Origin of the sequence: Actinomyces sp. ph3, from assembly GCF_000308055.1 — a bacterium.
In the GTDB taxonomy this organism is placed as follows: domain Bacteria; phylum Actinomycetota; class Actinomycetes; order Actinomycetales; family Actinomycetaceae; genus Pauljensenia.
The window spans coordinates 160,564-186,293 of record NZ_CAGY01000002.1; the positions used below are offsets into that span (position 1 = coordinate 160,564).

Annotated in this window: 23 protein-coding genes and 1 pseudogene; 15 read left to right on the plus strand and 9 right to left on the minus strand. The window is 57.5% G+C overall.

Annotated elements, in window-relative coordinates; genetic code table 11:
- The first annotated feature begins 1 nt into the window (after nucleotide 1).
- Nucleotides 2-1,312 carry an alpha/beta fold hydrolase gene (locus tag HGAS_RS04225; RefSeq protein WP_019126624.1) on the plus strand — a complete coding sequence of 437 codons (1,311 nt, stop codon included), beginning with the start codon at nucleotides 2-4 and terminating at the stop codon, nucleotides 1,310-1,312.
- 140 nt (nucleotides 1,313-1,452) lie between these two features.
- Entirely contained in the window at nucleotides 1,453-2,415 is a 963-nt protein-coding gene (nrdF, locus tag HGAS_RS04230) for a class 1b ribonucleoside-diphosphate reductase subunit beta (RefSeq protein WP_019126625.1), read from the plus strand.
- A gap of 84 nt (nucleotides 2,416-2,499) precedes the next feature.
- Here the strand turns inward: nrdF and HGAS_RS04235 are convergent, their stop codons facing one another.
- Nucleotides 2,500-5,139 carry a SpaA isopeptide-forming pilin-related protein gene (locus HGAS_RS04235; RefSeq protein ID WP_019126626.1) on the minus strand — a complete coding sequence of 880 codons (2,640 nt, stop codon included), beginning with the start codon at nucleotides 5,137-5,139 and terminating at the stop codon, nucleotides 2,500-2,502.
- Nucleotides 5,140-5,360: 221 nt separating this feature from the next.
- Here HGAS_RS04235 and HGAS_RS04240 point away from each other — a divergent pair, with 221 nt between their 5' ends.
- The 7 genes from HGAS_RS04240 to pknB are packed head-to-tail and all read left to right on the plus strand — an operon-like array spanning nucleotide 5,361 to nucleotide 14,326.
- Nucleotides 5,361-6,062: an FhaA domain-containing protein gene (locus HGAS_RS04240; protein WP_009408011.1), complete on the plus strand. Its 702-nt coding sequence runs from the start codon at nucleotides 5,361-5,363 to the stop codon at nucleotides 6,060-6,062.
- Nucleotides 6,059-6,535, plus strand: a complete 477-nt coding sequence (locus tag HGAS_RS04245) for an FHA domain-containing protein FhaB/FipA (RefSeq protein WP_009408012.1) — start codon at nucleotides 6,059-6,061, stop codon at nucleotides 6,533-6,535. The genes HGAS_RS04240 and HGAS_RS04245 overlap by 4 nt, the downstream gene beginning before the upstream one ends.
- A gap of 1 nt (nucleotide 6,536) precedes the next feature.
- Nucleotides 6,537-7,901: a PP2C family protein-serine/threonine phosphatase gene (locus HGAS_RS04250; RefSeq protein WP_019126627.1), complete on the plus strand. Its 1,365-nt coding sequence runs from the start codon at nucleotides 6,537-6,539 to the stop codon at nucleotides 7,899-7,901.
- The gene (locus tag HGAS_RS04255; RefSeq protein WP_019126628.1) at nucleotides 7,901-9,319 is read left to right on the plus strand and encodes an FtsW/RodA/SpoVE family cell cycle protein; all 1,419 of its coding nucleotides are present in this window, start codon (nucleotides 7,901-7,903) and stop codon (nucleotides 9,317-9,319) included. The genes HGAS_RS04250 and HGAS_RS04255 overlap by 1 nt, the downstream gene beginning before the upstream one ends.
- On the plus strand, nucleotides 9,316-10,773 hold the full coding sequence (locus tag HGAS_RS04260; protein WP_019126629.1) for a peptidoglycan D,D-transpeptidase FtsI family protein: 1,458 nt from the start codon (nucleotides 9,316-9,318) through the stop codon (nucleotides 10,771-10,773). Before HGAS_RS04255 ends, HGAS_RS04260 begins: the two co-directional genes overlap by 4 nt.
- Nucleotides 10,770-12,356, plus strand: a complete 1,587-nt coding sequence (locus HGAS_RS04265) for a serine/threonine-protein kinase (protein WP_026066626.1) — start codon at nucleotides 10,770-10,772, stop codon at nucleotides 12,354-12,356. The genes HGAS_RS04260 and HGAS_RS04265 overlap by 4 nt, the downstream gene beginning before the upstream one ends.
- On the plus strand, nucleotides 12,329-14,326 hold the full coding sequence (gene pknB, locus HGAS_RS04270) for a Stk1 family PASTA domain-containing Ser/Thr kinase (RefSeq protein WP_019126631.1): 1,998 nt from the start codon (nucleotides 12,329-12,331) through the stop codon (nucleotides 14,324-14,326). The genes HGAS_RS04265 and pknB overlap by 28 nt, the downstream gene beginning before the upstream one ends.
- Nucleotides 14,327-14,461: 135 nt before the next feature.
- On the opposite strand, the gene HGAS_RS08840 is transcribed toward pknB, so the two are convergent.
- From HGAS_RS08840 to HGAS_RS04285, 3 genes are read right to left on the minus strand one after another with little or no spacing between them, the layout of a single operon-like run.
- Entirely contained in the window at nucleotides 14,462-14,614 is a 153-nt protein-coding gene (locus HGAS_RS08840; RefSeq protein WP_019126632.1) for a hypothetical protein, read from the minus strand.
- 14 nt (nucleotides 14,615-14,628) lie between these two features.
- Complete coding sequence (locus tag HGAS_RS04280; RefSeq protein WP_009408019.1) at nucleotides 14,629-15,375, minus strand: class E sortase; 747 nt, start codon at nucleotides 15,373-15,375, stop codon at nucleotides 14,629-14,631.
- Nucleotides 15,368-16,096, minus strand: a complete 729-nt coding sequence (locus HGAS_RS04285; RefSeq protein WP_019126633.1) for a DUF881 domain-containing protein — start codon at nucleotides 16,094-16,096, stop codon at nucleotides 15,368-15,370. Before HGAS_RS04285 ends, HGAS_RS04280 begins: the two co-directional genes overlap by 8 nt.
- A 332-nt stretch (nucleotides 16,097-16,428) precedes the next feature.
- Between HGAS_RS04285 and HGAS_RS08895 the strand changes: the two are divergent.
- Nucleotides 16,429-16,680, plus strand: a pseudogene (locus HGAS_RS08895) (cell division protein CrgA); the annotation flags it as partial.
- Between the two features lie 576 nt (nucleotides 16,681-17,256).
- On the opposite strand, the gene HGAS_RS04295 reads toward HGAS_RS08895, so the two are convergent.
- The 3 genes from HGAS_RS04295 to HGAS_RS04305 are packed head-to-tail and all read right to left on the minus strand — an operon-like array spanning nucleotide 17,257 to nucleotide 19,474.
- On the minus strand, nucleotides 17,257-18,018 hold the full coding sequence (locus tag HGAS_RS04295) for a Rossmann-like domain-containing protein (protein ID WP_019126635.1): 762 nt from the start codon (nucleotides 18,016-18,018) through the stop codon (nucleotides 17,257-17,259).
- A gap of 11 nt (nucleotides 18,019-18,029) precedes the next feature.
- Nucleotides 18,030-18,932 carry a rhomboid family intramembrane serine protease gene (locus tag HGAS_RS04300; protein ID WP_019126636.1) on the minus strand — a complete coding sequence of 301 codons (903 nt, stop codon included), beginning with the start codon at nucleotides 18,930-18,932 and terminating at the stop codon, nucleotides 18,030-18,032.
- A 20-nt stretch (nucleotides 18,933-18,952) separates the two neighbouring features.
- The gene (locus HGAS_RS04305) at nucleotides 18,953-19,474 is read right to left on the minus strand and encodes a peptidylprolyl isomerase (protein WP_019126637.1); all 522 of its coding nucleotides are present in this window, start codon (nucleotides 19,472-19,474) and stop codon (nucleotides 18,953-18,955) included.
- A 151-nt stretch (nucleotides 19,475-19,625) separates the two neighbouring features.
- On the opposite strand from HGAS_RS04305, the gene HGAS_RS04310 reads away from it, so the two are divergent.
- A complete protein-coding gene (locus HGAS_RS04310) occupies nucleotides 19,626-20,225 on the plus strand; it encodes a hypothetical protein (RefSeq protein WP_019126638.1) in 600 nt (199 codons plus the stop codon).
- Nucleotides 20,226-20,341: 116 nt separating this feature from the next.
- Here the strand turns inward: HGAS_RS04310 and HGAS_RS04315 are convergent, their stop codons facing one another.
- Both HGAS_RS04315 and HGAS_RS04320 read right to left on the minus strand, forming a co-directional pair.
- Nucleotides 20,342-20,722 (minus strand): hypothetical protein, encoded by a 381-nt coding sequence (locus tag HGAS_RS04315; protein WP_019126639.1) that lies wholly within the window; start codon nucleotides 20,720-20,722, stop codon nucleotides 20,342-20,344.
- Between the two features lie 75 nt (nucleotides 20,723-20,797).
- Nucleotides 20,798-21,733 carry an HAD hydrolase family protein gene (locus HGAS_RS04320; protein WP_019126640.1) on the minus strand — a complete coding sequence of 312 codons (936 nt, stop codon included), beginning with the start codon at nucleotides 21,731-21,733 and terminating at the stop codon, nucleotides 20,798-20,800.
- Between the two features lie 152 nt (nucleotides 21,734-21,885).
- Between HGAS_RS04320 and HGAS_RS04325 the strand changes: the two genes are divergently transcribed.
- The 4 genes from HGAS_RS04325 to HGAS_RS08475 all read left to right on the plus strand — a co-directional run bounded on the left by HGAS_RS04325 (nucleotide 21,886) and on the right by HGAS_RS08475 (nucleotide 25,673).
- The gene (locus HGAS_RS04325; protein WP_019126641.1) at nucleotides 21,886-23,343 is read left to right on the plus strand and encodes an adenosylhomocysteinase; all 1,458 of its coding nucleotides are present in this window, start codon (nucleotides 21,886-21,888) and stop codon (nucleotides 23,341-23,343) included.
- 4 nt (nucleotides 23,344-23,347) lie between these two features.
- Entirely contained in the window at nucleotides 23,348-24,724 is a 1,377-nt protein-coding gene (locus HGAS_RS04330) for an amidohydrolase family protein (protein ID WP_019126642.1), read from the plus strand.
- Complete coding sequence (locus HGAS_RS04335) at nucleotides 24,721-25,197, plus strand: cupin domain-containing protein (RefSeq protein WP_019126643.1); 477 nt, start codon at nucleotides 24,721-24,723, stop codon at nucleotides 25,195-25,197. The genes HGAS_RS04330 and HGAS_RS04335 overlap by 4 nt, the downstream gene beginning before the upstream one ends.
- 176 nt (nucleotides 25,198-25,373) lie before the next feature.
- Nucleotides 25,374-25,673 carry a hypothetical protein gene (locus HGAS_RS08475; protein ID WP_019126644.1) on the plus strand — a complete coding sequence of 100 codons (300 nt, stop codon included), beginning with the start codon at nucleotides 25,374-25,376 and terminating at the stop codon, nucleotides 25,671-25,673.
- Nucleotides 25,674-25,730: the final 57 nt, after the last annotated feature.

Genomic DNA, 25,730 nt, shown 5'->3' on the forward strand with positions numbered 1-25,730 from the left:
CATGCGTACGACCTCTTACACTCACCACGCTCACACCGTTTACGAGCACCGCCTTGACGTTCCCCTCGATCACACTCGCCCCCTGGGCGCTGACAACCCCAGTATCGAGATCTTCGCGCGCGAGGTCGTGCGTCCCGGCAAGGAAAACGCGCCCTACGCAGTCTTCCTCCAAGGTGGCCCCGGCTACCCCAGCCCTCGTTTCGGCACCTTTGACAGCGGGTGGATCAACCGCCTGCTGCAGGATTACCGCGTGGTCCTTCTCGATCAACGAGGCACCGGTCAGTCCACCCGCATGGACGCCCAATCCCTTTCCTTCCTTTCGACAGCGCAGGAAAAGGCAGATTACCTGCGCTATTTCCGCCAAGACCAGATCGTCTACGATGCCGAGGCTTTCCGTCACGAGCTCGCCGGAGAAGAGCCGTGGACAACCTTGGGCCAATCTTTCGGCGGATTCATCACCACGTCTTACCTCTCGCTTGCTCCCCAAGGCCTCAAGGCCAGCCTCATCACGGGAGGCCTACCCGGCCTCGTCCATGTCGATGAGATCTACCGCCTGACCTACCAGCGAACGGCTGCGCGCAACCGCGTTTTCTTCCAGCGTCACCCCGAGGACGAAACAACAGTCCGCGAGATCGCCGCACACCTGCGCGATACCGAAGAGCTTCTTCCCACCGGCGAGCGCCTCAGCAGCGCACGCTTCCGCCAGATCGGCATGATGCTGGGCGGACAGGGACGCACCGACCAGCTCCACTACCTGCTCGAGGGCCCGTGGGTGACCGTCAAGGGCCAGCGCCGTCTCTCCACCCAATTCCTCGAAGCAATCGCAGACGCAACGAACGTCGCCCCGATTTACGGTGTTTTCCAGGAGTTCATCTACGCCTGCGCAACTCCAGAATTGCACGGAACTGCAACGAATTGGTCGGCTGATCGCCTGGCTGAAGAGATCCCCGGATTCGCGAAAGACGCAGATCCCTTGGATACTTCCGAGCCCTATTACCTGACGGGTGAGCACTTTATGCGCCGTGTCTTCGACGAGGACCCGGGACTCGCTCCCTTGGCAGAGGTTGCCGATATCCTCGCGCAGGTGAAGGATGTAGCGCCGGTTTATCTTCCCGAGGTCTTGGCTGAGAATTCCGTTCCCGTTGCCGCCGCGGTCTACTACGACGACATGTTTGTGCCGCGCGAGCTCTCGCTTCAGACGGGCGAACTCATGGGCGCTCACCACTACATCACGAATGAGTACCAACACGACGGCTCTGCCTATTCGGGAGGAAAGGTTGTCGACCACCTGCTGGGGCTACTCGCAGATTAATGCCTAGAGGCAGTGAGACACTTTCGTGAATATTCCGACGAGGCGCAGACGTGCGCGCGTCAACACGGTAATCTTAAAAACTGTCAGGCCCGCCGACCATCACGCCGAGGCCGTGGAAAACATTCGTGTCAGGAGGACGCGTGAGCGTAACGCCCGCTTTCGAAGCGATTAACTGGAACCGCATTGAGGACGAGAAGGACCTTGAGGTCTGGGACCGTCTGACCGGTAATTTCTGGCTTCCCGAAAAGGTGCCCTTGAGCAACGACTTGGCTTCGTGGAAGACTCTGAACGCCGAAGAACAGCGCATGACGAACCGTGTCTTCACGGGTCTGACCCTGCTTGACACCCTTCAGGGAACCATTGGTGCGGTCTCTTTGATCCCCGATGCTCGCACTCCCCACGAAGAGGCTGTTTACACGAATATCGCCTTCATGGAGTCGGTGCACGCGAAGTCCTACTCTTCGATTTTCTCGACGCTGCTTTCGACTGAAGAGATTAACGAATCCTTCCGCTGGTCGAACGAGAACGAGGCCCTGCAGCGCAAGGCAGAGATCGTGAAGTCCTACTACCAGGGCGACGATCCCGAGAAGCGCAAGGTCGCCTCGACCATGCTTGAGTCCTTCCTGTTCTACTCGGGTTTCTACGCTCCCATGTACTGGAGTGCTCACGCAAAGCTCACGAACACTGCCGACCTGATCCGTCTGATTATCCGCGACGAGGCAGTTCACGGCTACTACATTGGCTACAAGTACCAGCTGGCCGTGAACGAATCCGATGAAGCACGTCGCCAGGAGCTCAAGGATTACACCTTCTCCCTGCTTTTCGAACTGTACGAAAACGAAGAGGAATACACCGAGGACCTTTACGATCCGCTTGGCCTGACCGAGGACGTCAAGAAGTTCCTGCGCTACAACGCCAACAAGGCCCTGATGAACCTGGGTTACGAGGCCCTCTTCCCCGCCGATGCGACGAACGTGAACCCCGCGATTCTTGCGGCCCTGAGCCCAAACGCGGATGAGAACCACGATTTCTTCTCTGGTTCTGGTTCTTCCTACGTTATGGGTGAAGTTGTCGACACCGAAGATGAGGACTGGGACTTCTGAGCTGCGCTCTACCAGTTCACCTGACTGAGCGTTAAAGGAGGGGGCGCCCGCCACACGGCGGGCACCCCCTCCTTCATCTATTTCTTAGGCTTCGAGCCCTTCGCGACGCTTCATCCACAGAATCGCACCGGCTGCGACCATCAGTACCGCACCGGCACCGAGGTACGGGTAGATACCCGTTGACCCCGACAGGGGCAGATGACCAACTTGGGTATCTACGACGCGTATACCCGGAAGAGCGGCATCCCCTGTACCGGCCTTTGCGAGCAGAACTCGCACGGAGGTGAATCCTTCATCGGCCCCAAAATCGGTCGTAATCACGGTCGAGGCAGCAGAATCAGTTCCAACGCTGATATGGAAGGGAATGGGACGAGGCAACAAAACATGACCCGCTGGGGCACGCGTTTCGACCAACCAATACGAGCGGTCTACTTCTAGTGGCGCACTGACGAAGGCAGATCCGCCCTCGAGGACGCTCACGGGGATACCGCTCAGGGCCTCGTTGTCATAGATCGCAAAAGCTGCACCCTCCAAGGGGTAAGTCCCATCCTCATTCCTCTGACCGATGGGCTGAGTCCCGGCCTTCTCAACGCGGATGGTACGTGGACGAACCGGAGCACATGCCTCGTTATTGCTCACGCCATCGTGGTCGTAGGGAGCGCTGACGATGTTATACAAACCGTTCTTAGGAGTCAGGCGGTCCTTCGTTGTCTTGCAGTCCAATGAAGCCTCGTTGTAACCCGAGGCATTGCGATCCCTGCGGACCTTCATGCGGATATACCAAGTGGCAGACTTGCCGGCTTCAACGTTGGTCCCCGTAGTGAGCACGTAGGAGGAGGCGCTACCTTGCTGGCGTGCGCGCCCAAGACCGTCAAGAGATTCAGCAATCGCTACTGAGCGTACTGAAAGTCCCGGAGCAAACTGTGGGGTATCAACCAGGCGGCCGGTTGTTCCTGCGATAGTGCCGTCATTGGTTGCAGTAATGCGGTACGTGACGGTGATATCGTCCGTCGTCGCCCCTTCAACGCTCTCAAGGGCTTTCTCAATGCGCAGCTTGGGGGCCTTCTGTTCATTGGTAAAGGTGCAGGTAATGGGAAGCGCTGCGACAGAATGTGCCGGTGCAACCTCTGAGAAGTCCACGCCACCTGTGAAGGGATCACGACTGACATTCACGCGTTCACCCACGCCATTCAGGCAGGTCACATCTTTGAGCTGCCAGCGGGCGGCATTGGGGTCATCGCTAACCATCCACGGACCGAAGTAGCCAGGTTCGCCAAATCGCAGGGGTCTTCTACCTGGGATTGTCGGACCGGTTTCTGCAATAACAAACTCTGAATACCCGGGAATGAAGGCCTGGTAGCCACTTGTGACAGTGCCGCTTTCGCCATAGCCCGTCGGGGTCAGTGGTGAATCTGCAAAAGAAGACCAGTCGACGAAGGAATCCACCTGTTCATAGAGCGACAGAGGGGTCCCGGTCGGAGAAGTCCAGTCACCCACACCCAGGGTTGTAAAGCCGAATCGGGGAATTGTTGTCCCAACGGCCGCAGACTCTTCGCTAATCTTCTTCGCCACTCGCACGTAACGTTCTTGACTAAAAGAGCCGTAGAGGCAGCCGAAGGAACTCTGGTTTTCCTTCGTCGTAAAGGTAGAAACCGGCGTTGCGCCCGCCGGGGGCTTTGCGGGGCAGGTTCCATCGGCACTGGGGACAAAACCAAAAAGCACGAGGCGGTAAGGGATCCCGTCAACAGTGATGGTCCGATCGGAGGTTGTCTTCGTGATAGACAAGACGTCATCGGAGGCGGGTGTCTGATCGGGCTTCCCCGCTGACTGCGGATAGTAGTTCGGGTAATCGGTGTAGATATCGCGATCGCCCTTACCTTCACCCACAAAGCTGTAGCAGTACCAGACTCCGTCACCATTTTCGCGGGTCAGCGCGTAGTAGGGGGCATTCGTTGGACAAGTTCGGGGAGCAGAAGCACGCGAAATCAACTTATAGGGACCACCCGTGCGAGCAACCGCAGTCGTGTCGGTGTCGTTGTCGGTTTCGTGTTGATCGAAGGGGAAAGACTCTTCGAGGTCTCCCAGACGGATATCGAAGGAAGAGTGGACCCAGTGGATCTTTGAAGAGATCGGGAAGTTATTGTGTCGCACCGTACCGATGAGGAAGGTGTCATTCAAAGACACTGTTCCGGGGTTATTGGGCTTATAGCCCAGCGCACTGGTCGTTGATGCGGAAATGGCGTAAGGGGTGTAATCACCGTAATAGGGGTACTGATAGACACTGGCCAGGTGATACTCCCATGCAATACCGCGGGTGATGTAGGACCAGTAGTCGTTCTGCGCGACAGACGCGTCCAACCACTTTTGGGAATACCCAGCCCTATAAGGAACAGAGCTTTCATTCGAATCAGCGGAGTTATAGGATTCCATCCCTTTGATCACGCCGAAGTAGGAATTATCAGGTACAACCGTTGTGCGGTCGGTTTCTGAGTCATTGAGGACGGCCTGACCAATACGCCCTTGAGAACGCGAGAGCGTAATGCTTGCAGCGCCTGGAGTTTCTAGGGGAGCATCTGCTACTGCGCTTGATTGAAAACTCGCTACTCCCGGAAGAGCAACCAGCGTTGTCAGGATGCACGAAACCAGAGCATAGCGAGCACGATTCCTCCGTTGAGAACTACGCTGCGCATGCTGCGGGTGGGGGGCAGTACTGAACCGGTCCATGCGTCTCCATTTCAGGGATCTTCCACGAGTTTAACAGCGCTAATTGATATGGCAAACAGCTGGTGAAACACATTTCGATAACACCTCGACATAGCCCCACGCGGCGACTTCACCCCACCCAATTGGTGCCGAAACGGTAAAATACCCGTGTAGACCTGTCGATACTTTAAGTGTCGATATGTCTGAGAGAAGAGGAAGACCGCGAACAAGGAACAGATGACATGGGCATTTTTGACCGTTTTGAAAACGCCGTTGAGCGCGGCGTGAACGGTGCTTTTTCTCGTGTGTTCCGTTCTGGGATCAAAGCCGTTGACGTTACCTCTGCACTCAAACGCGCGATGGATGACCATGTCCAAGAACTGTCAACGGACCGCGCAATCGCGCCAAATCACTTCACTATCCGTATGGCGCCAGCAGACATGAACGCACTGGGTGACCTCGATATTCTTTCCGACGAATTCGTTCAGCAAGCCACCGACTACGCACAGTCTCAGGGCTACTCACTTCTGGGGCCGATCTCCATCGACTTCACACAAGATAGCGATGAATTCACCGGCCAGCTCCAGGTTCAGGCACGCAACGAACGCGGCGCAGCGGCCCCGGCCACGGCCTCGTCACCTTCACCCGAGCACCCCATCATTGACGTCGACGGAGAGAAGTGGCTTCTTACTGAACCCGTCACCGTCATTGGCCGCGGAACCGAGGCCGATATTACCGTCGCTGATTCGGGAGTGTCCCGCCGCCACCTGGAACTTCGTATCACCCCAACCGGCGTTATAGCTACCGATCTGGGCTCGACAAATGGTACCTTCGTCGAAGGACACCGCATCGACGCGGCGACCCTTCTTGACGGAAACCAGATCACCATCGGCCGCACCCGTATCTTGTTCTGGACGCACCCGCAAAGTGAGGATGCCCAGTGACTTCTGATCTCACCTTTACCCTCTTCCGACTGGGATACCTTGTATTCCTTTGGCTCCTGGTCTTGGGAGCGGTCTCAACCCTGCGCCGAGATATTTTCGGCACTGTGGTGACCCCACGCGGAAAAGGCCGAAAGGACGCGGATCGCAAACGACGTGAGTCTCGTCGCGCAAAGACCGGCACAGCTCCACGCAACCTGCTTCTCACCGGCGGCCCCCTCGTTGGAACAATCATCCCCCTGGGCGCCTCCCCCATCATCATTGGGCGTTCACCCTCGTCAACTCTCGTTTTGGAAGACGAATACGCCTCTTCCCAGCACGCCCGACTCACTCCTGCAGATGGTCAGTGGTGGATCGAAGACCTGGGGTCACGAAACGGAACTTTCGTGGATGACGAAAGGCTGACTTCGCCTCGGGAATTAAACGTTGGGGATATCGTCAGAATCGGCCAAACCACCCTTGAATTGGTGAAGTAACATGCCCCAATCCAAGCCCGTCGAGTTCCACTACGCCGCTCGCAGCGACGTCGGCTTGGTGCGTCAAAATAACCAAGATTCTGGCTACGCAGGCGCAAATTTACTGGTTTTGGCCGATGGAATGGGCGGTCCCGCGGGCGGCGATATCGCCTCGTCGGTCGCGATGGCTCACCTTGTTCCGCTGGACACCGACTCTCACCCGGCGGAATCTCTACTCCCCCTCCTTCGCGATGCTCTGATGGACGCTCACGAAGAGCTCTCCGAACGCTCGCAACATGATCCCGAGCTCGCAGGTTTGGGAACAACTTGCATTGCAATTTTGCGTTCGGGTCGGAAGCTCGCCATGGTTCACATCGGCGATTCGCGCGCATACCTTCTGCGCGGGGACACCCTGACCCAGGTCACCACCGATCACTCTTTCGTTCAGTACCTGGTTGATAGCGGCCAAATCACTCCCGAAGAGGCCGAACACCATCCTCAGCGCAACGTCGTCATGCGCATTCTGGGTGATTCCCAAGCGGATGTCACCCCCGATGAAACCATGCGCGAGGCGATCGTCGGCGATCGCTGGCTCCTGTGCTCTGACGGGCTTTCCGGCGTTGTTTCTGCCGATACGATCGCCGAGGTCCTCACCGACGTCCACGATCCCGGTGAATGCGCTGAAGAGCTGATCCGCCTCGCGCTTCTTGCCGGCGGTCCAGATAACGTCACCTGCGTTGTCGCCGATATCGTTCCCGCGGGTACCAACCCTCCCGCCGCGCCCCAGGTTGTCGGCGCAGCCGCAAAGGACCGCTTAGCTCCAACCCGAGGTGGCGGTGGTGCAGCCGCGCGTGCAGCGGCCCTTTCTGCGCCTACGAAGTCGCTTCCTCAAGATGACGAGGCCGAGCCTGAGCTCCCCCGTCGCGCTCGCTTTGGGTGGGTACTTCCCCTCGTCTCATTGATTGCGGCCATTGCTGTTGTCGTCGGTGGATGGTTCGGCTGGAAGTGGAGCCAAACTCAGTACTACGTGCTGGGCAAAGACGGCGCCGTGGTGATCTACCAAGGCATTCCGCAGTCGATTGGCTCGTGGAATCTCTCGCATGCGGTGGAAATTACCGATGTGAAGCTCGATCAGCTTGCCGCAGTCGACCAGCAGCGTCTACAAGAGCCGGTCACTCGAACTTCTCGCGGTGATATCGACGCCTATGTGTCAGTCCTACGATCGAATGCCCGCGAGCGCGCTTTGGAGAAAGAACGCGAAGCGAAGCAGCAAAAGGAGCAGCAGGAACGCGAGCAAAATCAGAACAACCAGCAGGGACAAGAGGGCCAAGGTTCCACAGGCGATAATTCCGCCAATTCCTCGGCCAATCAGGAAGGGGGTAACTAATGGCAACCGTGTCCATTAACCCCGTTCGTCCCCGACGTTTTCTTGAGCTTGTCCTTATGCTCCTTGCCCTAGCCGTCGGCATTGGTGGCTATGTCATCACCAGTATCAACCGGACGGGCGAGCTCCCGGCAAACCTTGGCCTTCACATTGGAATTTTGCTGACCATTGCGATCCTCGCCGAAATCGGAGTCCACTTCTTGGCTCCCTACGCTGATCCAGTTATTTTGCCGGTCGCTGTTGCGCTCACCGGCATGGGTTTGGCAATGATTTACCGTATTGACCTCTCGTTGAACGCACTGGGCATGGATACGGTCGGCATGCGTCAAATGATGTTCGTCGGCATTGCAATTGCGTTGGCCGCAGTCATTTTGGTTGTTATTCGCGACCACCGAATCCTGCGTCGCTACACCTACACTTTTGGCCTGCTTTCGCTTGTTTTGCTCCTTCTTCCGATGATTCCCGGATTGGGCAAGGAAACCTACGGCGCTCGCGTGTGGATCAGCCTCGGACCGCTGTCAATGCAGCCCGGCGAGCTCGTCAAGATCACGCTGGCAATCTTCTTCGCGGGTTACCTGGTGAACAATCGCGATAACCTCGCGATTGGCGGTCCCAAGGTTCTGGGCATGCGGATGCCCCGCGCTCGCGACCTCGGACCAATCTTGGTCGTATGGCTTGTGGGAGTAGCCATCCTGGTTCTTCAACGGGATCTGGGAACCTCGCTGCTCTTCTTCGGCCTTTTTGTTGCGACCCTCTATGTCGCAACAAATCGCGTCTCCTGGCTGGTCATCGGTTTCCTCATGTTCGTCCCCGCTGTTCTTGTTGCCATCAGCACCTTCAGTCACGTTCGTGCTCGCTTCTCGGTCTGGCTCAACGCTCTTGACCCCGAGGTCTACAACGCTCAAGCCGGCGGCTCCTACCAGCTGGTCCAAGGCCTCTTCGGCCAGGCCTCGGGCGGGCTTTTGGGAACGGGCTGGGGTCGCGGCTATCCGCAGCTCGTCCCCCTGGCTAACTCGGACTTCATCCTTTCTTCTTTCGCTGAAGAGCTTGGAATTACGGGCCTTGCGGCGATCTTGGTCCTGTACTTGATTCTTATTGAACGAGGCATGCGCGCGGCAATCGGCGTGCGTGACGGCTTCGGGAAGCTCCTTGCCACGGGCCTGAGCTTCTCCTTCGCAATCCAGATTTTCGTGGTCTTGGGCGGCATCACCCGACTGATTCCACTCACCGGCCTGACCGCTCCTTTCTTGGCTGCCGGCGGCTCTTCAATGGTCTCCTCCTGGCTGGCTGTTGCTCTTCTGATCCGCGTATCGGATGCATCGCGTCGTCCTTCGGCGCCTTCAACTTGGACCTCGGGCAATCTCCCCGTTATTGATGCCAAGAAGCGTCACACCCCCGAGCATGCGGGAGGTCGCCTGTGAATACCCAGATTCGTCGTCTTTTCATCGTCGTTTTGATGATGTTTGCAGCCCTTGGCCTGATTGTGACGAATAATCAGGTCATTCAGGCGCCATCTCTCAATGCCGATGGGCGCAATCAGCGAACCATCCTTCATGCCGCGGAAGTCGACCGCGGTCCGATCATCGTCGCTGGAGAAGCCATCGCTTCTTCAAAGAAGATCGAGGATTCTTCGCGCTACCAGCGTTCCTATTCGCAGGGTCCGCTCTACGCTCAGACAACGGGCTACTTCTCTGCGGCCTTCTCTCAATCGACGGGGATGGAAGCAGCGGCTGAAGACATTTTGGATGGGCAGTCTCAGGTTCTTCTCGCCCAGCGCTTCCGTAACCTTTTCACCGGACAAAACCGTCAAGGCGGCGGCGTCGTTTTGACGCTCAACCCAAATATGCAAAAGATCGCGGCTGAAAAACTGGGCAACCGCAAGGGTGCAGTTGTCGCTCTCGATGCCAATACCGGTGCTGTCTTGGCCATGTATTCTTCGCCCTCCTACGACCCCAATTCATTGGCGGTCTTCGATTCGCAGGAAGCCAATACTGCTTACACGAATCTCATTAACGATCCTTCTAAGCCCCTGTACAACCGCGCGATCGCAGGCGACTTGTACGCTCCCGGGTCAACTTTCAAGATCCTGACAACCATTGCTCTTCTTGAAAAGGGAGCGGTCACTCCGGAGACAGAGATGGACTCCCCCGTCTCAACCACACTTCCCGGAACGGCAACCTCGGTGTCAAATATTGAATCAACCGAATGCGGCAACGGACACCCGACGCTTTCAGAAGCCTTTGCGCGTTCGTGCAACACAACCTTCGTCCTGGCCAGCGAGAAACTGACACACACGGATTTGGCAGATGTGACAAATCGTTTTGAGTTCGGAACCTCCCAGAAGATTCCGCTCAGCGTCACGCCCTCTCAGTTCCCTGATTCAACGGATTCTGCGCAGCTGGCTATGAGCGCAATCGGCCAGTACTCGGTCAAGGTCACTCCTATGGAGATGGCGATGATCGCACAGACCATTGCCAATAAGGGAACAATGATGCGTCCCTACCTGATTTCTCAGATCGTTGATTCTGATCTTCAGGTTCAATCGCAAACCTCACCAATCCGCGTGGGTCAGAAGATCACCCCCGAGATCTCCTCCCAACTGACGCAGATGATGACCGGCGTTGTCTCCCAGCCCTATGGAACCGGAACCCCCATGGCAATTTCGGGCGTTCCTGTTGCAGCCAAGACCGGAACTGCTGAATTAGGCGATGGCTCCGGCCGCGCAAATGCCTGGGCAGTTGGCTTCGCCCCCGCCGATAATCCGCAGATCGCCTTCGCGGTACTTGTTGAAGGCGATGAATCCCATCCCGTCCCGCACGGTGGAACCGATGCGGGCCCCATCGCACGTGCACTTCTCCAGGAGGGTCTGAAGTGAGCGATCCCAAACCAACACGGGCACCAAACCAGCTGGCCGGGCGAGTCCTGGGCGGCAGGTATCTGTTGCTTTCTCTCATTGCCCAAGGAGGAATGGGCGAGGTCTGGAAGGCACGAGATCGCGTCACCGGCCGCATCCTTGCTGCGAAAGTCTTGCGTCCCGAGTTATCCGGGCAGGAACTTTCGCTCTCCCGCTTGCGCATCGAAGCACGTAACGCGATGAGCGTTGAGCATCCAAATATCGCCAATGTCTTGGATTCGGGCGAAGAAAACGGTCGTGGCTGGATCATCATGGAGCTGGTCGAAGGACGTCCTTTGACCGATTACCTGCGCGGTGGCCAGTCTTTGGCTCCCGAATACCTCATGCCCATTCTCATGCAGATTGCAATGGCTTTGGGCGCGGCGGCTCAGGCTGGTGTTGTCCATCGCGATATCAAGCCCGCAAACGTTCTCATTCGCCCCGACGGCATGGTTAAGCTAACGGATTTTGGCATTTCTCGTACAGATTCGCAGATTGATCTGACCGCCGATGGCATGGTGATGGGAACCGCCCAGTACCTTCCCCCCGAGCAGGCAATGGGAGAGAAAGCCACCTCATTGGGCGACCTTTACGCTCTCGGTGTCATTGCCTACGAGGCCGCGGCCGGGGTTCGTCCTTTCACCGGGAAGTCCCAGGTCGATATCGCTTTCGCCCACGTCAATGAGCCGGTTCCCGCGCTTCCAGACACGGTTCCCGCTCCCCTTGCTCGAGTGATCTACCGCTTGTTGGATAAAGATCCTCAGCAGCGCCCCGCATCGGGCTCTGCACTTGTTCGTGAACTGGTTGCGGCAGCCAGCGAGATGGGCGTTTCCCTTCAGGCACGTCCGCTTCCCGCTCCAAGCGTCCCAGCTCCGCAGCACGGTGCACCACCGGATCCGGGTGAACCGGCGGTTGAAACTCGCGTCAACCCAGTGGCTCGGCGCAGTGCGCCGATTCGCCACACGCACCGTCGTTCCCTTCCCGAGGACATGCTCGAGCCCGTCGATTTTGATGCACAGGCAGCACAGCCTTCCCTGGCTGCTCGCCCTGTGACGCCAACGCGCACTCCCGAGGCCTCGCACAAGGATTCCCCATCGCGCCCTTCCCTCTCCTCACGTATTTCTACGGCCTCGCGAAGGGAAGAGCGGGGCGACGGACCAGGGCGCAGGGCACAAAGCCGCGGCGCAGCTCCTACGGTGCACACCCCCGCGCCCGAGGCCTCGGCACGCAAGGCGCCAGCTCCAGCGCGTCCTAAACGGCCTGCTCAGACCACAAGAATCAACCCCGCGCTTTTCCGCTGGCACGCGATCACGGAAGAGAACGGAACAATCCTCACGAGCGCTCCCGCAAAGACTCGCTACAATCGTTCTGTTGTGGCGCCGGAGCCAAGCCGCAGTGAGCAGATCGGAAAATGGCTGGTCATCTTCCTGATCTCTCTCACAATTTTCTTAATTGCGGTTGCTACTATCCACAACAGATTAGGGTCGCTCCTGCACAGGACAAGTGCAGACGTCTCACTCAATCAGGAGGTTTCGACATGGCAGAATCCGCCCCTCGAGTTCTAGGGGGACGCTACGAGGTGCGCTCGCTTATCGGGCGCGGCGGGATGGCCGAAGTTCACCTCGGATTCGACAAGCGTCTGTCGCGAATCGTTGCAATTAAGACTCTTCGCACCGACTTGGCGATGGATTCCGTCTTCCAGGCGCGCTTCCGTCGCGAGGCCCAGTCCGCAGCTTCGCTTAATCACCCAAACATCGTTGCGGTTTACGACACCGGTGAAGAGCCAACCATCCTCCCCGACGGCCGTCGAGTGTCGATTCCGTACATCGTCATGGAATACGTTGACGGGCGGCCGCTGAAGGACCTGCTCTCTGACGATGCCGGTCCCTTCCCCATTCCCGAGGTCGTCGACATTGTTGCCGGCGTTCTCTCTGCGCTGGAGTACTCGCATTCCGCTGGCCTGGTTCACCGCGATATCAAGCCCGGCAATGTCATGCTGACTTCCAAGGGCGAAGTCAAGGTCATGGACTTCGGTATTGCCCGCGCAATCGCCGATTCTCAGGCAACAATGACGCAGACGAACGCAGTTGTCGGCACCGCTCAATACCTTTCCCCCGAGCAGGCACAGGGTAAGCCCGTTGATGCGCGCTCAGATTTGTACTCAACGGGCGTCCTGCTCTTCGAGCTTCTCACCGGAAAACCCCCATTTACAGGGGATTCTGCGGTAGCCGTCGCCTACCAGCACGTGCAGACTCTCCCGCCGCTTCCTTCCTCTATCGCGCCCGATGTTCCGCCGGAAATGGACCGCGTCGTCATGAAGGCCTTGGCGAAGAACCCCGATGATCGCTATTCTTCAGCGGCTGCAATGAAGGCCGACCTTCTGCGCGCGGCTCATGGCTCTCATGTGAACGCGCCCGACACCGCGGTGTGGACGACCCAGGCGACGCAGACGCTTCCCGCTGTTGCTACGCCTCCGGCTTTCCCTGCAGCGTCCTCACCCTCCGAGGCCCAGGAGACCCAAATTCGACCTCGTGGGGCTGCGGCAACTGCGGTTCGTCAAAATGATGAGGAGCAAGAGGACGAGAAGAAGCGTCCTGCGGCTCTGATTGTGGGAATCATCGGTGTTGTTCTGGTTGCGGTTATTGGTATCGCGTGGCTTTTCCTGACGCATACTCAAACCGATTCGACGACAGAGGTGCCCAACGTTGTCGGCCAGACCCAGGCCGAGGCCATGAAGACCATTACGGATAAGGGCTTCGAGTGGGCTGTTGCGAACGAGCAGGTTGCTTCTGACAGCGTTCCTGCCGGTTCCGTTGTTTCAACCGATCCGAAGGCCGGAACCGCTGCCAAACCCGGTTCCCGCGTGATCGCAACGATTTCTTCGGGTCCTGCGTCCATTACTCTGCCGGACAACCTTGTCGGCATGACCCCAACGCAGGCTCAGCAAACTGTTGAAGCTTTGGGCTTGAAGTGGACTCTGTCCGACCAGAAGGAAGCCTCCGATTCGGTCGAAAGCGGAAAGATTGCACGCGTCAGTCCTTCTGCAGGCTCGAAGGTCCGCGCCGGATCAACCATTACCGGCTACGTGTCCTCTGGCTCTGAAAAGGTGACAATCCCCGATGTCACCGGCATGAGCCAGGATCAGGCTCGTACTGCACTGACTCAAGCCGGCCTGTCGGTTGGAAACGTCAATACCGTCGATGAGGGCGGTGCCCAGCAGGGCCGTGTCGTCTCGACCTCTCCGGCTGTGGGTTCCGAGGCCAAGCGCGGCGATACCATCGCCCTGAACATCGCTTCGGGTAACATCACCGTTCCTCAGAACCTGACGGGTGCAAACTACACCGAGGTCGCCTCTCAGCTTGAGGCCTTGGGATTGCGCGTGACCGTCATCCAGATGCCCGACCGTAACGCAGCCGCTGGTGTTGTCACCGGCGTGACGCCCAGTGAGGGTTCTGCGGTGCGACAGGGCAGCTCCATCACTCTCTACGTGTCACAGGGTGGGTCTTCGGCCTCCCCTAGCCCCTCAGGCCACTAAGGCTCACGAGGCCCGCTTCAGACTGACAAACAGTTTACTTGGGGGCCTCGTCCGAAGGGCTGACAATCTGAACTGAATACACTGTGGGGGGGCCGGCAATGCCGGCCCCCCCACTCTATGCTCATTTTCGGTCAATCAGACCGCAGCGCCACCCAAGCCAAAGAAACGCTCTGCCCATGGGAAGACATAGGCAAAAAGCACGGCGACAGCGAAAGCGGCAATCACCAGGCACAAGAAAACTCGGAACCACGTGGGTCCCGGAAGGTGGCGGAAAAACCATCCGTACATATTGAATTCCTTCCTTACTCCACGGGCTCATCAAGTAGTTCGGCGGGGACACCCGTACTCTTCGGTGTCCACGATTCCAGCTTGAGATGAACGATAAAACGCTCAGAGTTGCCGTACTCGGGGTTGCAGGTCGTCATTGTCATCAGACGTTCAGTCGGCTGCTTTGAGAAGGTGAGATCACCAGGAACCGGGGCAATGACACGGATATTGGTTTCATCGCTAGCGGGGACGATCTCATTGGACTGGTAGGTGTAGACCAGATAGACGTTATCGGTCTCGACAACAACCTTGTCATTGTCCTTGAGCAAGTCAATGAAACGGAATGAATTGCCGTATGAACGACGGTGCGCGGCAACCGAGAAGTTACCCACCTGGCCGGGCTGCGCGGTGTCCTTGTAGTGGCCGGCCCAGCCCTGATCAATCACGCTACCCGTCGTACCCTCACCCAAGGGGATCTTCATCCAGTTCCATGAAGGAACGTGGATCACTCCATAGAGTTCATCGATTGCCGGGTTCAGGGTGAACTCCGGCGGATCGTCGGTATGGCGCTCACCCAGGGTTCGGTTCGATGGGTGCTTGCTGGAGAAGTCTGCGACTGCTTGCGCGCGAGGGCCTTCTACCTTGTATGTCGTCCAGTACAACTGCCAAACGGCAAATAACCCCAAAATGACGGCAATCGTAATGAGGAGCTCGCCGATGACCGAGAGGAAGGTGACGCGATAGCGACGGGGGGCAGCCGCTTCTTTCACGTGTTCACCCATTCTCTTTCACCACCTGTGCGTATCGAAGGGATAGGTCTTGATCTGATGCCGGAAATTCCAGTTTGTCTGAAGTTTTCAACTCCCAGCCCAATCCGTAGCGTGCCACATAACGCTGATAGTTGACGACTCGAGGGTTCGTTTCGACTGAATTTCGGAGCTGATTCACATTTCCGATCGCCGAAATCTTGTAGGGCGGAGAGAAGGATGTCCCACCGACCAAAATGACGTTTCCAATGCAGCGCACAACGGTACGCGGGGCAATGCGTACACCTTGGACGGTCATCGCCTCTGCACCGCCTTCCCACATTGCATTCATGACATCGTCGATGTCTTGCTGGTGAATGACCAGATCATTGGGGTTGACGTTGTCCGGGATGCTGTCTGTAGGCGCATCTGAAAGGGTCACCGTAATACCCGGACCCGAGACGGGAACTTTAGAGAGCTCACCGACGTTATCGCTGCTCTGCTGGCCAGCTGCCGGAACATGGCCCGCAATCTGATCTTTCAGGCTGCGGACCCCGTCTTGGAGTTCTTTCACTTCGTTTTGACGGTTTGCGACAAGCCCGGCCAGATCAACAGCACTTTGTGAGCGGGTTTCCGCGTTTGAGCGTGCACTGGCGACAAAGAGCATTCCCGAGGCCGTGGTAACGATGAGAACAGACAGAGCCGAGCGCAGGGTACGACCCGTCGGGCGGGTAAGCGGTCGGCCGAAGAGTTTCACATCATCTCCTGTTGGCGAATAGGTGTACTTCTAGTATCCCTTGTTTAAGGGTGCAACGCCCAGTTGCTTTTGATGTTTGGCTCAGTCCCGCTAGGCTAGAGGAAGGCCGCCTGTCGCGGCGTTTCCCGGGAAGATCCCGACACTTGCCGCATGAAAGGAAAATCGTGGCTGAGCCGAAGAAGAGCGAAGAGCGCGAGGAAGAGAAGAAGGACGCACAGACCGAGGAGCGTTCCGAGAAGCGCGAAGAGCGTCACGCTCACGAGGAAGAGAAGAAGAAGGACTCGAAGCGCGAGGAACACGGCAAGCGTTCATCAAGCAAGAAGCGCGATCACGAATCTCGCGTTGAGAAGCGCGCAAAGGCCGAGTCGGATAATGAGATCCACGCGTGGACCGATGGCATTCCGCTCTCACCTGTGTGGTGGGCACCCGTCTTTACGACCCTGATGATTGTCGGTCTGCTGTGGATTGTTGTCTTCTACATTTCCGGAGCCACCTACCCGATTCCGAAGATCGGGCAGTGGAACTTGGCAGTGGGTGGCGGTATCGCCTTTGTCGGCTTCCTTATGACTATGCGTTGGCGCTGAGCATGTCGCCGAACGTGAATTCTCCTTTCTGATGAACTGAATTCACGGTTGAGTCTCAAGGGGGCTGGGACACCCGAAAGGGTGTCCCAGCCCCTTTGCTTTCACGCATCACAAGATTTTTCTTCGTCAGATCTTGGATATCGACGATTTTGGGCGATTTAGAGGCGTGAATCCACATCCACAGCCAAAAGTTATCCACAGGCAAATCCACAGCTGGGGACAAATACCATCGATGTAATTACCCAGCATCGATTCCCAGATTTACTAATGAATTTAGTTTCATGAAGATTGAATTGAAACTTCAGACTTGCGGTATATCAACGAAAACTCACTTTTTTGCCACAAAAACAACAAAATGATGTCCGGCAGCACACTTTTCAGCTTCGCACAATGATTTCGCGCTGTATCCACACGTTATCCACAACATCCACAGGCAAAATGAGCAAGCTTCCATTTAGCTTCCAGCTTTCGCCCAGAATGAGCTAAGAAGCGGCCAAAACGAAGCCATGCACGGACATGCAGCGGGTCACTACACTCCCCGCATCACCTCGATGTGGGGCAATAACTCCACGCAGACTAGGCGTGGAACTCGATACGCCGACCGGCCTCGTACATACCCCCAAGGCGCTGGCCACCCAAAGCGGGCTGGAAGGAAGCAATATCCGTCGTCGAGAAGGTCGTCAGCGAATTCATGCCATATTCGGCAAGCAAGGTCGCAGCGGGAGCCGAAGGGCCAACAATAATCGTCTGCGCACGTCGGGAAAGCTCAAGGAGACGCGGCATCGTCTTATTCACAAAGGCAGAGCCCGTAATGAAGACGTAGTCACAGGTGGGAAGAACATACTCTGCGGCGGTGTCTGGCAAATCTCCATCCAATACGTTGCGCTCAAAGATGAAGAGCTCAGATGCGGCAGAAAGGGCCGCAGCAGCGAAAGGGAAATGCCCAATAACAGCAACGCGCTTGCCGGCAACCTCAGTCGACCAGGGGTCAAAAAGGTTCTGCCAGTTATTCACCTGGCAAGGAACAAAACCTGCAGCTTCGGCCCGCGAGGGAAGCGCATACCAAGAATTCACAGCAGCCATCCCCAGTGCGGCCTCGGCGAAATTCCAACTCTTCGCATAGGCGGCAACCTCGCGCAGACTCATGCCAGAGGGGTCGGCGGGAAGACGGCGAGCAATCGACTCAACGGGCATGTGGAAGGCCATTCCCGCGCCGGCCTCGGAATTCTCAATGAAAGCCCACTTACCAAAACGTCCGCTAGCCGTGACTTGCACGGCTGGGTCGATCTGGTCAATCAGCCGATCATAGATCTCCCACGGATTCCACAGGTCCAGCATCGAAACTCCACTCAGATATTGAGAAGCACCATGTAGGTGACAACAAGGATGACAAGCTCCGCAAGGAACATCCCCGCGATACCAAGATACAAACGGCGGCGTTGTTTCTTCGCTGTCATCCCGGAACGCGGCTTACCCAAGGCAAGCATCCCCCAGGTTGCGAGCATCCCGAAAAGCAAACCACCAAGATGAGCCTGCCACGACACTCCTGAAACGATGAAGCCATACAGGAGGTTGACCGCAAGAAGGCCGACGACGGCGCGCACATCAATCCCAGCGGCACGCTGCAGAACGAAAACAGAGCCAAAAAGGCCGAAAATTGCGCCCGAGGCACCGACGGTCACCGTCAAGGCAGATGAGGGGTCAATCAGCACCCATCCCAAAACGCCGAGGGTTCCACCCAGAGCACTCAAAAGATAGAGACAGAAGTAGGGACCGCGTCCCAGCGCCGGCTCCAATGCCCGTCCAACTGCATAGAGCGAAACCATATTGAAGGCAATGTGCATGAGGTTCACATGCAAGAACGCCGTCGTCAGGATTCGCCACGGCTGATACAGGCCATGAATCGGTGTGAATCCCAGGTATTGGGTGATTACGCCCTTGGTGAGAATGTCGCCTACCCACAGAGCCACACACACGCCAATGATTGCGTAGGTGACGACAGGGGTTTGTGCACTGACCCGGACGCTCCCCCATTGACGAGGCCGGGCGGCGCGGGCGCTTCCGAAAAGGTTGCCTCGGCCTCGGCCCGCGCAGTCCACACAGATCGAACGGACTTCCGTAGGGACGACACACTGGGTGCACATGGGCCGATTGCAGCGCTTGCAGTAATCGACGCTGCGCACGCCGGGGTGGCGCGGGCACTCGGGTGCAGCGTAGGGATCAGAACGCTGACCGTACAGAGGCTGAGACATATAAACCTTCCAGTTTGTGGTCACTCAGTGATGTCGATCGATTCGATGACGACATCTTCGACGGGACGATCGTTACGACCGGTGCGAGTCGTGGCGATCGCATCGACAACTCGCTTGGAGTCTTCGTCGATGACTTCACCGAAAATGGTGTGGTTTCCGTTGAGCCACGGGGTGGGCGCAACGGTGATAAAGAACTGAGAGCCGTTGGTTCCCTTGCCCATACGCTTACCTGCGTTTGCCATGGCAAGCAGGTAGGGCTTGGAGAAGGTCAGATCCGGGTGAATCTCATCGTTGAACTGGTATCCGGGACCGCCGGTTCCGGTACCGAGGGGGTCACCGCCCTGAATCATGAAGCCGTCAATGACGCGGTGGAAAATCGTGCCGTTGAAAAGGGGGCGCGAGGTGGGCTGACCGTTAGTGGGGTCAATCCATTCGCGTTCACCCTGTGCAAGTGAGGTGAAGTTTTTGACGGTGTTGGGGGCTTGCTCGGGGAAAAGCTCGAGTCGAATATCGCCCTTATTGGTGTGAATTGTTGCTTCCATACCTCCATGGTTCCAGATTCAGGTGAAATCGGCACGCTATTTTGCTCGATATTCACTTGATGAAGCTGCATCTAATGGTCAAAGAGTGCACAATAGAAGGGTCCATGCGTTCGCTTAACGGACGCGAATTTTTTACAGATTCGGAGACATCATGGCAAGGACCCCGAACATCGACACCGAAAAGCTCAAGGCACAGGGCCTGCAGCTCCGCGACGCAGCGGCTGTGCACGCGGGACGTCTCGCCGTGCGAGCCGCCGATCTGGCAGAGCAGGGACTGGACTGGGCAGCTCCTCGCGCACAGGCTGCGCTCTCAAGCGCAATTGAGCGCGCGACTCCCCTTGTTGAGTCCGCAAGCGAACGTGCACAGTCTGTTGCCGACCGCGCTCAGCCCTTCCTTTCCGACATTCACGGCCACGTCGTGGACGACTACCTGCCTCGCCTGAACAAGGCAGTGTCCGAGTCCGCCACTGCTCTTGCTGCCGAGGGCGACCTGAGCTCGCGCGCACGCGCCGCTCGTTCCGCATCCGCAAAGGCCCTGACGACTCCGGCTCGTAAGAAGAAGTGCTGCAAGAAGGGCCGCCTGCTTCGCGCCCTCTGCTTCACCGCATTGACCGCTGCAGCTGCTGGTGCAGGCTACGTCCTGTGGAAGCGCAGCCAGCCGATCGAAGATCCGTGGGCCGAGGATTACTGGGCAGACCTCGAGGTCGAAGACTACAGCGCTGACCAGAACCAGGAAGCTTCTGCCGAGTAAGACAGAGCGCCTCTGAGAAGGCTTAACGTTTTGGGGGTCGCGACGCAATGCGTCGCGACCCCCAAACATTTCTCTGTCCAGATCTTCGCAGGCGAAGATACTCAGCTGAAAATGCGCTAACCGGCGATGAAGAAGAGCCCCACGAATCCAAGGATTCCCAACGCCAAGGAACTCACATTCAGAACGATCGCCCACACATTGAGCGTGCGCTGTGGCGCCGAGATCTGGACTGCGCGACTCGGAATCGATAAGACCACGCCGAGGATATTAATCGGGCCGATTAGGCCGACCCACATGATCAAGATCAGGATCCACACCCAGCCGGCACCTTCGGGATGTCCGCTCTTGATAGCGTTTTGGATGATCATGTAGGGGAACAAAAACGAACAAATGACAAGAATCCAGCCGATGACGCCAAGGATCAGCGGGAAACGCTTAAGTTTCGCTTCACCTTGTCCATACGGCGTTCCAAGCTTTTGACCAGCCGGCTGCGGCATGCTCACCTTCTCCTCCTCGTGGATATTTATTCCGACGACTGAGACTAGCGAAGGCTCGAGGCCCTGTAAAGGTGACTACTCAAGAAAAGAGCTGAGCACCCGCACAACCCCGGCCTCGTTATTCGAAGGCGCAACAAAGCGAGCTGCGGCAAGGATATCGGGGGACGCATTCGCCATCGCAAAGGAAAATTCAGCGCGCGACATCATGCCAAGGTCGTTTCCCGCATCTCCAAATACTGCGGTTTGTGCAGGTGAGACCTCAAGATACTTCTGCAGCTCGCTGATAGCTTGGCCCTTATCGACTCCACGCATCTGCAAATCAGCCCAGTTATCGCCAGAAAGCGCGAATTGATGACTTTCCTTGAAGCTTCCCAAAGTTCGTTCAGCCAAGGGCTTCACATCTCCTGCACTGCGCAGAGCAAGCTTGATGATTGCGTCATCCAATTCACCGCGTTCAATCTCATCAAGTACCTCAATCAGGTCTTCAACAACCTGAGTCCGCGCGTAATACGGCAAGATTGCATGCAAGAAAGACTCATCGCTGCGCTCGATATACGCTGACTTCTTCCCGCAGACGACAAGGCCACCGTCCCACTGTGCAGCTTCTACGTCCTGAGCTTTCCCGTCTTGAACATCGGTACGCGCAGCAAAGAAACCGCCCTGACGCACGTGATGACGGACTAACTCAACACAGCGGCGCACAGTCCCTAGGTCAAGGGGGCTTGAGGATATCTCTTCCCCATCACGCATAACAATCGCGCCATTTTCACCGATAAAAGTCATCCCCACGCGCCCCGGGAACATATTGATCAGAGTCCAAATTTGCCGACCTGACGCGGGCGCAAAAGTCACGCCACGCGCCTCCATAGAATCGAGGAGCTGCTCCAATCCCACGGGGAAGTTTTTCTGATCATCCAACAAAGTCCCATCCATATCGACCGCTGCCAGACGGATATCAGCATCCGCATATGTGGCGGGATTACTTGCCTGCGGCATTGACGCTTCGCGCATGTGTAGTACTTCCTCACGACCGAAAATGACGTCCTCCAGGGCACCCATTGAACAGAAAAGGACCTGAGACCAGACTAACAACCACGCCTTTCGTGGACCTAATACCGCCTACCCGTCAACCTTGTGAAGGCTCATCTGCTAGTTTGAACGGCATGACCCATGCGCAAGTGCTTCTGCGGGCATACGCCCGCGCAACAAATATGTTGATCGCGGGACGACGTTTCGTCACTTCAGACCCTGAGCTCGCTTCTCTTCTTGAGGCCTTCGGCGCTCAGGTCACTCCCGAGCCCAGCGGGGAAGGTGCCACCGGCCTCGAGACAGTATTTGATCTCTCAGACCAAGCACGCCCCCACCCGGGTGCAATCACCGTCGTAGCGCCCTCCGGCACCTTCGAGGGCGTCTACTCCCCCGACGGATCCCAAATTTCTGGGCCCGGGGACACCGAGCGCATTGCCTGGGCACGAATGCACATGCCCGTGACCGAGGCTGCGGTTCGCCGCATTGCCCACCTGCTCCCGAGCCGCCGCATCGGCCTCGCCCTAGTTTTGGAGCCCAAGACCGCTGCGCTTGCTTTGATGCTTTCCGAGGCCGGAGCCGAAGTTTCCGTTTTTGGGCACGCAAGTGAAACTCGCGATGACGTTGCCGACAAACTGCGCCGGGAGGGACTGAAGGTTTTCGCCGACTCCCAAGCAAGCCCCGAGCAGGAGGAAGTACTTGCCCGTGAGTTCCTTGCCGAAAACATCGAATATCTGTTGGACGACGGCTCTCATTTGATCCGCATGGCGCACGACCCCAAGCGCGCACCGACAGCACTGTCAGCCATGATCGGTGCGGCCGAGGAAACAACGTCAGGCCTGCGCCCACTGCGTCATTTCCCCTTGAGCATCCCCGTGATTGCCAGCAACGACGCGCGCTCAAAGACGCTCTTCGATAATGCCTACGGCACCGGCCAATCATGCTGGACAACTGTCCTTGACATCATTGACCCCGATGGCGTTGGCGCCCCAATTCCTGGGATGAAGGTCGGAATCATTGGCTATGGAGATGTCGGAAAGGGCTGCGCGCGCTTTGCTCGTGCCCTGGGGGCACGTGTCAGTGTCGTTGAGCTGGACCCCGTCCGCGCGCTCCAAGCACGCATGGATGGTTTCACCGTCGCTTCCCTCGGCGAGCTTGCCTCCACGGCGGGGCTTTTGATGTCCGCTACGGGAGAGCCCTCGACCATTCCCCTCAGTGCGCTTGAAGCTCTTCCCGAAGACGCGATCGTCACTGTCGCGGGCGGCGTGGTCGGTGAAGTTGAGGTCGAGCAGGCGCTGGCCGCGGGGTGGACCCTGAGCGAGGCGGGCGACCCCCATGTGCAAAGACTGGCCGATCCGAAGGGTAAGTCCCTGCGTCTTCTGGAAAAGGGTGAAGGCATCAACTACACAGCCGGCGAAGGAAACCCCATCGAGATCATGGACATGAGTTTCGGGGTTCAGGTTGCCGCCCTCACCGAGCTACTGACTCACGGAGACGAACTCGCACCCGGTCTCCATAACCTTCCCGTCCACGCTGATGATGCGGTATCTCGGGCTGCGCTTGATGCACTTCGTGGGACAGGCAATGCACAATAGTTCTATGACTTCGACGCTTTCCCAGGATGACGCAGAGATCCTCAGCCCACGCCCGCATTCCGACGTCGTCGAGGTCTACTCAGCTGGGCTCGTCATTCCGATCACGGCCCCATCCGTCTTGGACGGTGCTATTGCGGTTTCCGGCGGGCGAATCGAGCACGTCGGTTCGCGCGATTGGGTGCTCCACGCACTGGAGCAAGCTGGACGTTCTTTCGTCGAGTACCACGTGGACGGGGTACTCATGCCGGGCCTCGTCAACGCACACACCCACCTGCAGTACACGGGAATGGCGGAAGTTGGGGCAAAGCGTTACACGGGTTTCCCTTCCTGGGCGCAGGCTTTCGACGCGGTTTACGACCATACCGAATTCGATTGGAAGGCCGAAGCCGAGCGGGGTGCTCGCCTTTCGATCCGTTACGGGACAACCAGCGCTGCCGACGTTGTCACCGACCCCGAGGCCGCGAGCGCACTCCACGACTTGGGCCTGCACGGCGTCGCCTACTGGGAAGTCATGGGGTGGTCGAACGAGGATTGGGCGGCTCGCGGTCCGGCAAGCGTCAACGCTTCCTTGGATGCGATGCCCACTCCCCCGCAAATCGGTATTTCCCCGCACGCCCCGTATTCCTTGGATGCGGAACCCCTTTTGGATCTTCCCGACCTCGCACGTCGGCGTAACCTCCGTCTGCACATCCACTTGGGAGAGTCCCATTCCGAGGCCGAGTGGAAAGAAGGCCGGACCGCGCAGTTGGACGATTTGTGGCGCAGTGGAGCGTCGACCTCCTTCACAGAGATGCGTTCCTTGGGTGGGGGTTTCTCAGCAACACAATTCGTTGATCAACTGGGTGTCTTGGGGCCTGATTGTCATGTGGCACATGGCGTCTACATGACCGCGGATGACCGACGTCGCCTACGTTCTCGCAATACTGCTGTTGCTTTGTGTCCGCGCTCGAATCGTGTCATCGGCTTGGATGCGCCTCCCGTTGCCGCCTACCTGAATGAGGGCAACTTGTTGGCCGTGGGCACGGACTCTCTGTCATCCTCACCCAGTTTGGATGTCATGGAGGACGTTGCGCTGCTTTATAGGATTGCGCGCGCTCAGGGATATTCGGAAAGCGATTTGGCTCGCCGTCTTCTGCATGCCGCAACCTTGGGCGGGGCCGTCGCATTGGGATTGTCGACGGGTTCTCAACGCGTGGGCCAGCTTCAGTCTGGCGCGGTCGCAGACATGGTGTTTTTCGATGTACCCGTAACGACAATCGTCGACACCATCGAAGAGCTCGTCCAAACCGGTGCTTCCCGCCAGATTGCGACGATTATTGACGGAAACTTTCGCTGGGTTGATCCGCGTTTCAGCGATATTTTTGAGGGAGAAGTGCAATGACTACTCTCAGCCCACTCGCTTCCACGCTTGTCAAGCAACTTGACCTTGCACCCCACCCCGAGGGCGGTCACTTCCGTCGAACCTGGACCGCACCCACGCATGTGGAAACCCCTCGCGGCCAGCGAGCCACGGCCTCGGCAATCCTCTTCGTGCTGGATCGCGACGAGGAGGCTGCTTGGCATCTGGTGCACTCCGATGAGCTGTGGATTTGGTCGGGCCCGGGCGCGCTTGAGATTCACCTCGGCGGAGATGACGATGCTCCAAGTTCCGAGCCGGAGATCGTCATCTTAGGCTCGCCGGCTGCTGAGGAAGAGGAACTCTCCCCTTCTGAGCCTTCGAACCCCGTGCAATTCCTTGTCCCCGCCGGTTCGTGGCAGCGTACCTTTGCTCGAGGCCAAGCGGCGCTGGCCACTTGCGTTGTCTCGCCCGAATTCTCTTTTGAGGATTGGAAATTGGCTTCGGCTGGTCAGTGAAAGACTTCGTGTTTCAGAAGGATTCACAGTAGACGTGTCCTTTTAGGCGCAAATATACGTGATCTATCACTCAAGTATCCTTTAAACATTAAATATATCGACAAGAACACCTCCATGCCCTAGGCTGAAAGGACGTTCCGGTTAGAGCTGGAAACCCCACTATTGAAGGAGTCATCGTGGATCTGGAAAACCTGAAGAAGCAGGCCGAAGAAGGCTTTGAAGCTGCAAAGGATAAGGTCGGAGACGTCGTCGAGGCAGTTAAGGACAAGGTCGGAGACGTCGTCGAGGCAGTTAAGGACAAGGCCGAAGACGCGAAGGACAAGGCTGAAGACGCCGTCGACGCAGCTAAGGACAAGGCCGAAGACGCGAAGGACAAGGCTGAAGACGCCGTCGACGCAGCTAAGGACAAGGCCGAAGACGCGAAGGACAAGGCTGAAGACGCCGTCGAGGCAGCTAAGGACGAGCTTGGTAAGTGACCATTAGCGTCAAATAAATCAGAGGGCAGATCCAATTGGATCTGCCCTCGGTTATTA

Coding starts and splice junctions, on each gene's coding strand:
- HGAS_RS04225 (WP_019126624.1), top strand. CDS start 2: ATGCGTACGACCTCTTACACTCACCACGCTCACACCGTTTACGAGCAC.
- HGAS_RS04235 (WP_019126626.1), bottom strand. CDS start 5,139: ATGGACCGGTTCAGTACTGCCCCCCACCCGCAGCATGCGCAGCGTAGT.
- HGAS_RS04240 (WP_009408011.1), top strand. CDS start 5,361: ATGGGCATTTTTGACCGTTTTGAAAACGCCGTTGAGCGCGGCGTGAAC.
- HGAS_RS04250 (WP_019126627.1), top strand. CDS start 6,537: ATGCCCCAATCCAAGCCCGTCGAGTTCCACTACGCCGCTCGCAGCGAC.
- HGAS_RS04255 (WP_019126628.1), top strand. CDS start 7,901: ATGGCAACCGTGTCCATTAACCCCGTTCGTCCCCGACGTTTTCTTGAG.
- pknB (WP_019126631.1), top strand. CDS start 12,329: ATGGCAGAATCCGCCCCTCGAGTTCTAGGGGGACGCTACGAGGTGCGC.
- HGAS_RS08840 (WP_019126632.1), bottom strand. CDS start 14,614: ATGTACGGATGGTTTTTCCGCCACCTTCCGGGACCCACGTGGTTCCGA.
- HGAS_RS04280 (WP_009408019.1), bottom strand. CDS start 15,375: ATGGGTGAACACGTGAAAGAAGCGGCTGCCCCCCGTCGCTATCGCGTC.
- HGAS_RS04295 (WP_019126635.1), bottom strand. CDS start 18,018: ATGCTGGACCTGTGGAATCCGTGGGAGATCTATGATCGGCTGATTGAC.
- HGAS_RS04300 (WP_019126636.1), bottom strand. CDS start 18,932: ATGTCTCAGCCTCTGTACGGTCAGCGTTCTGATCCCTACGCTGCACCC.
- HGAS_RS04305 (WP_019126637.1), bottom strand. CDS start 19,474: ATGGAAGCAACAATTCACACCAATAAGGGCGATATTCGACTCGAGCTT.
- HGAS_RS04310 (WP_019126638.1), top strand. CDS start 19,626: ATGGCAAGGACCCCGAACATCGACACCGAAAAGCTCAAGGCACAGGGC.
- HGAS_RS04315 (WP_019126639.1), bottom strand. CDS start 20,722: ATGCCGCAGCCGGCTGGTCAAAAGCTTGGAACGCCGTATGGACAAGGT.
- HGAS_RS04320 (WP_019126640.1), bottom strand. CDS start 21,733: ATGCGCGAAGCGTCAATGCCGCAGGCAAGTAATCCCGCCACATATGCG.
- HGAS_RS04325 (WP_019126641.1), top strand. CDS start 21,886: ATGACCCATGCGCAAGTGCTTCTGCGGGCATACGCCCGCGCAACAAAT.
- HGAS_RS04330 (WP_019126642.1), top strand. CDS start 23,348: ATGACTTCGACGCTTTCCCAGGATGACGCAGAGATCCTCAGCCCACGC.
- HGAS_RS04335 (WP_019126643.1), top strand. CDS start 24,721: ATGACTACTCTCAGCCCACTCGCTTCCACGCTTGTCAAGCAACTTGAC.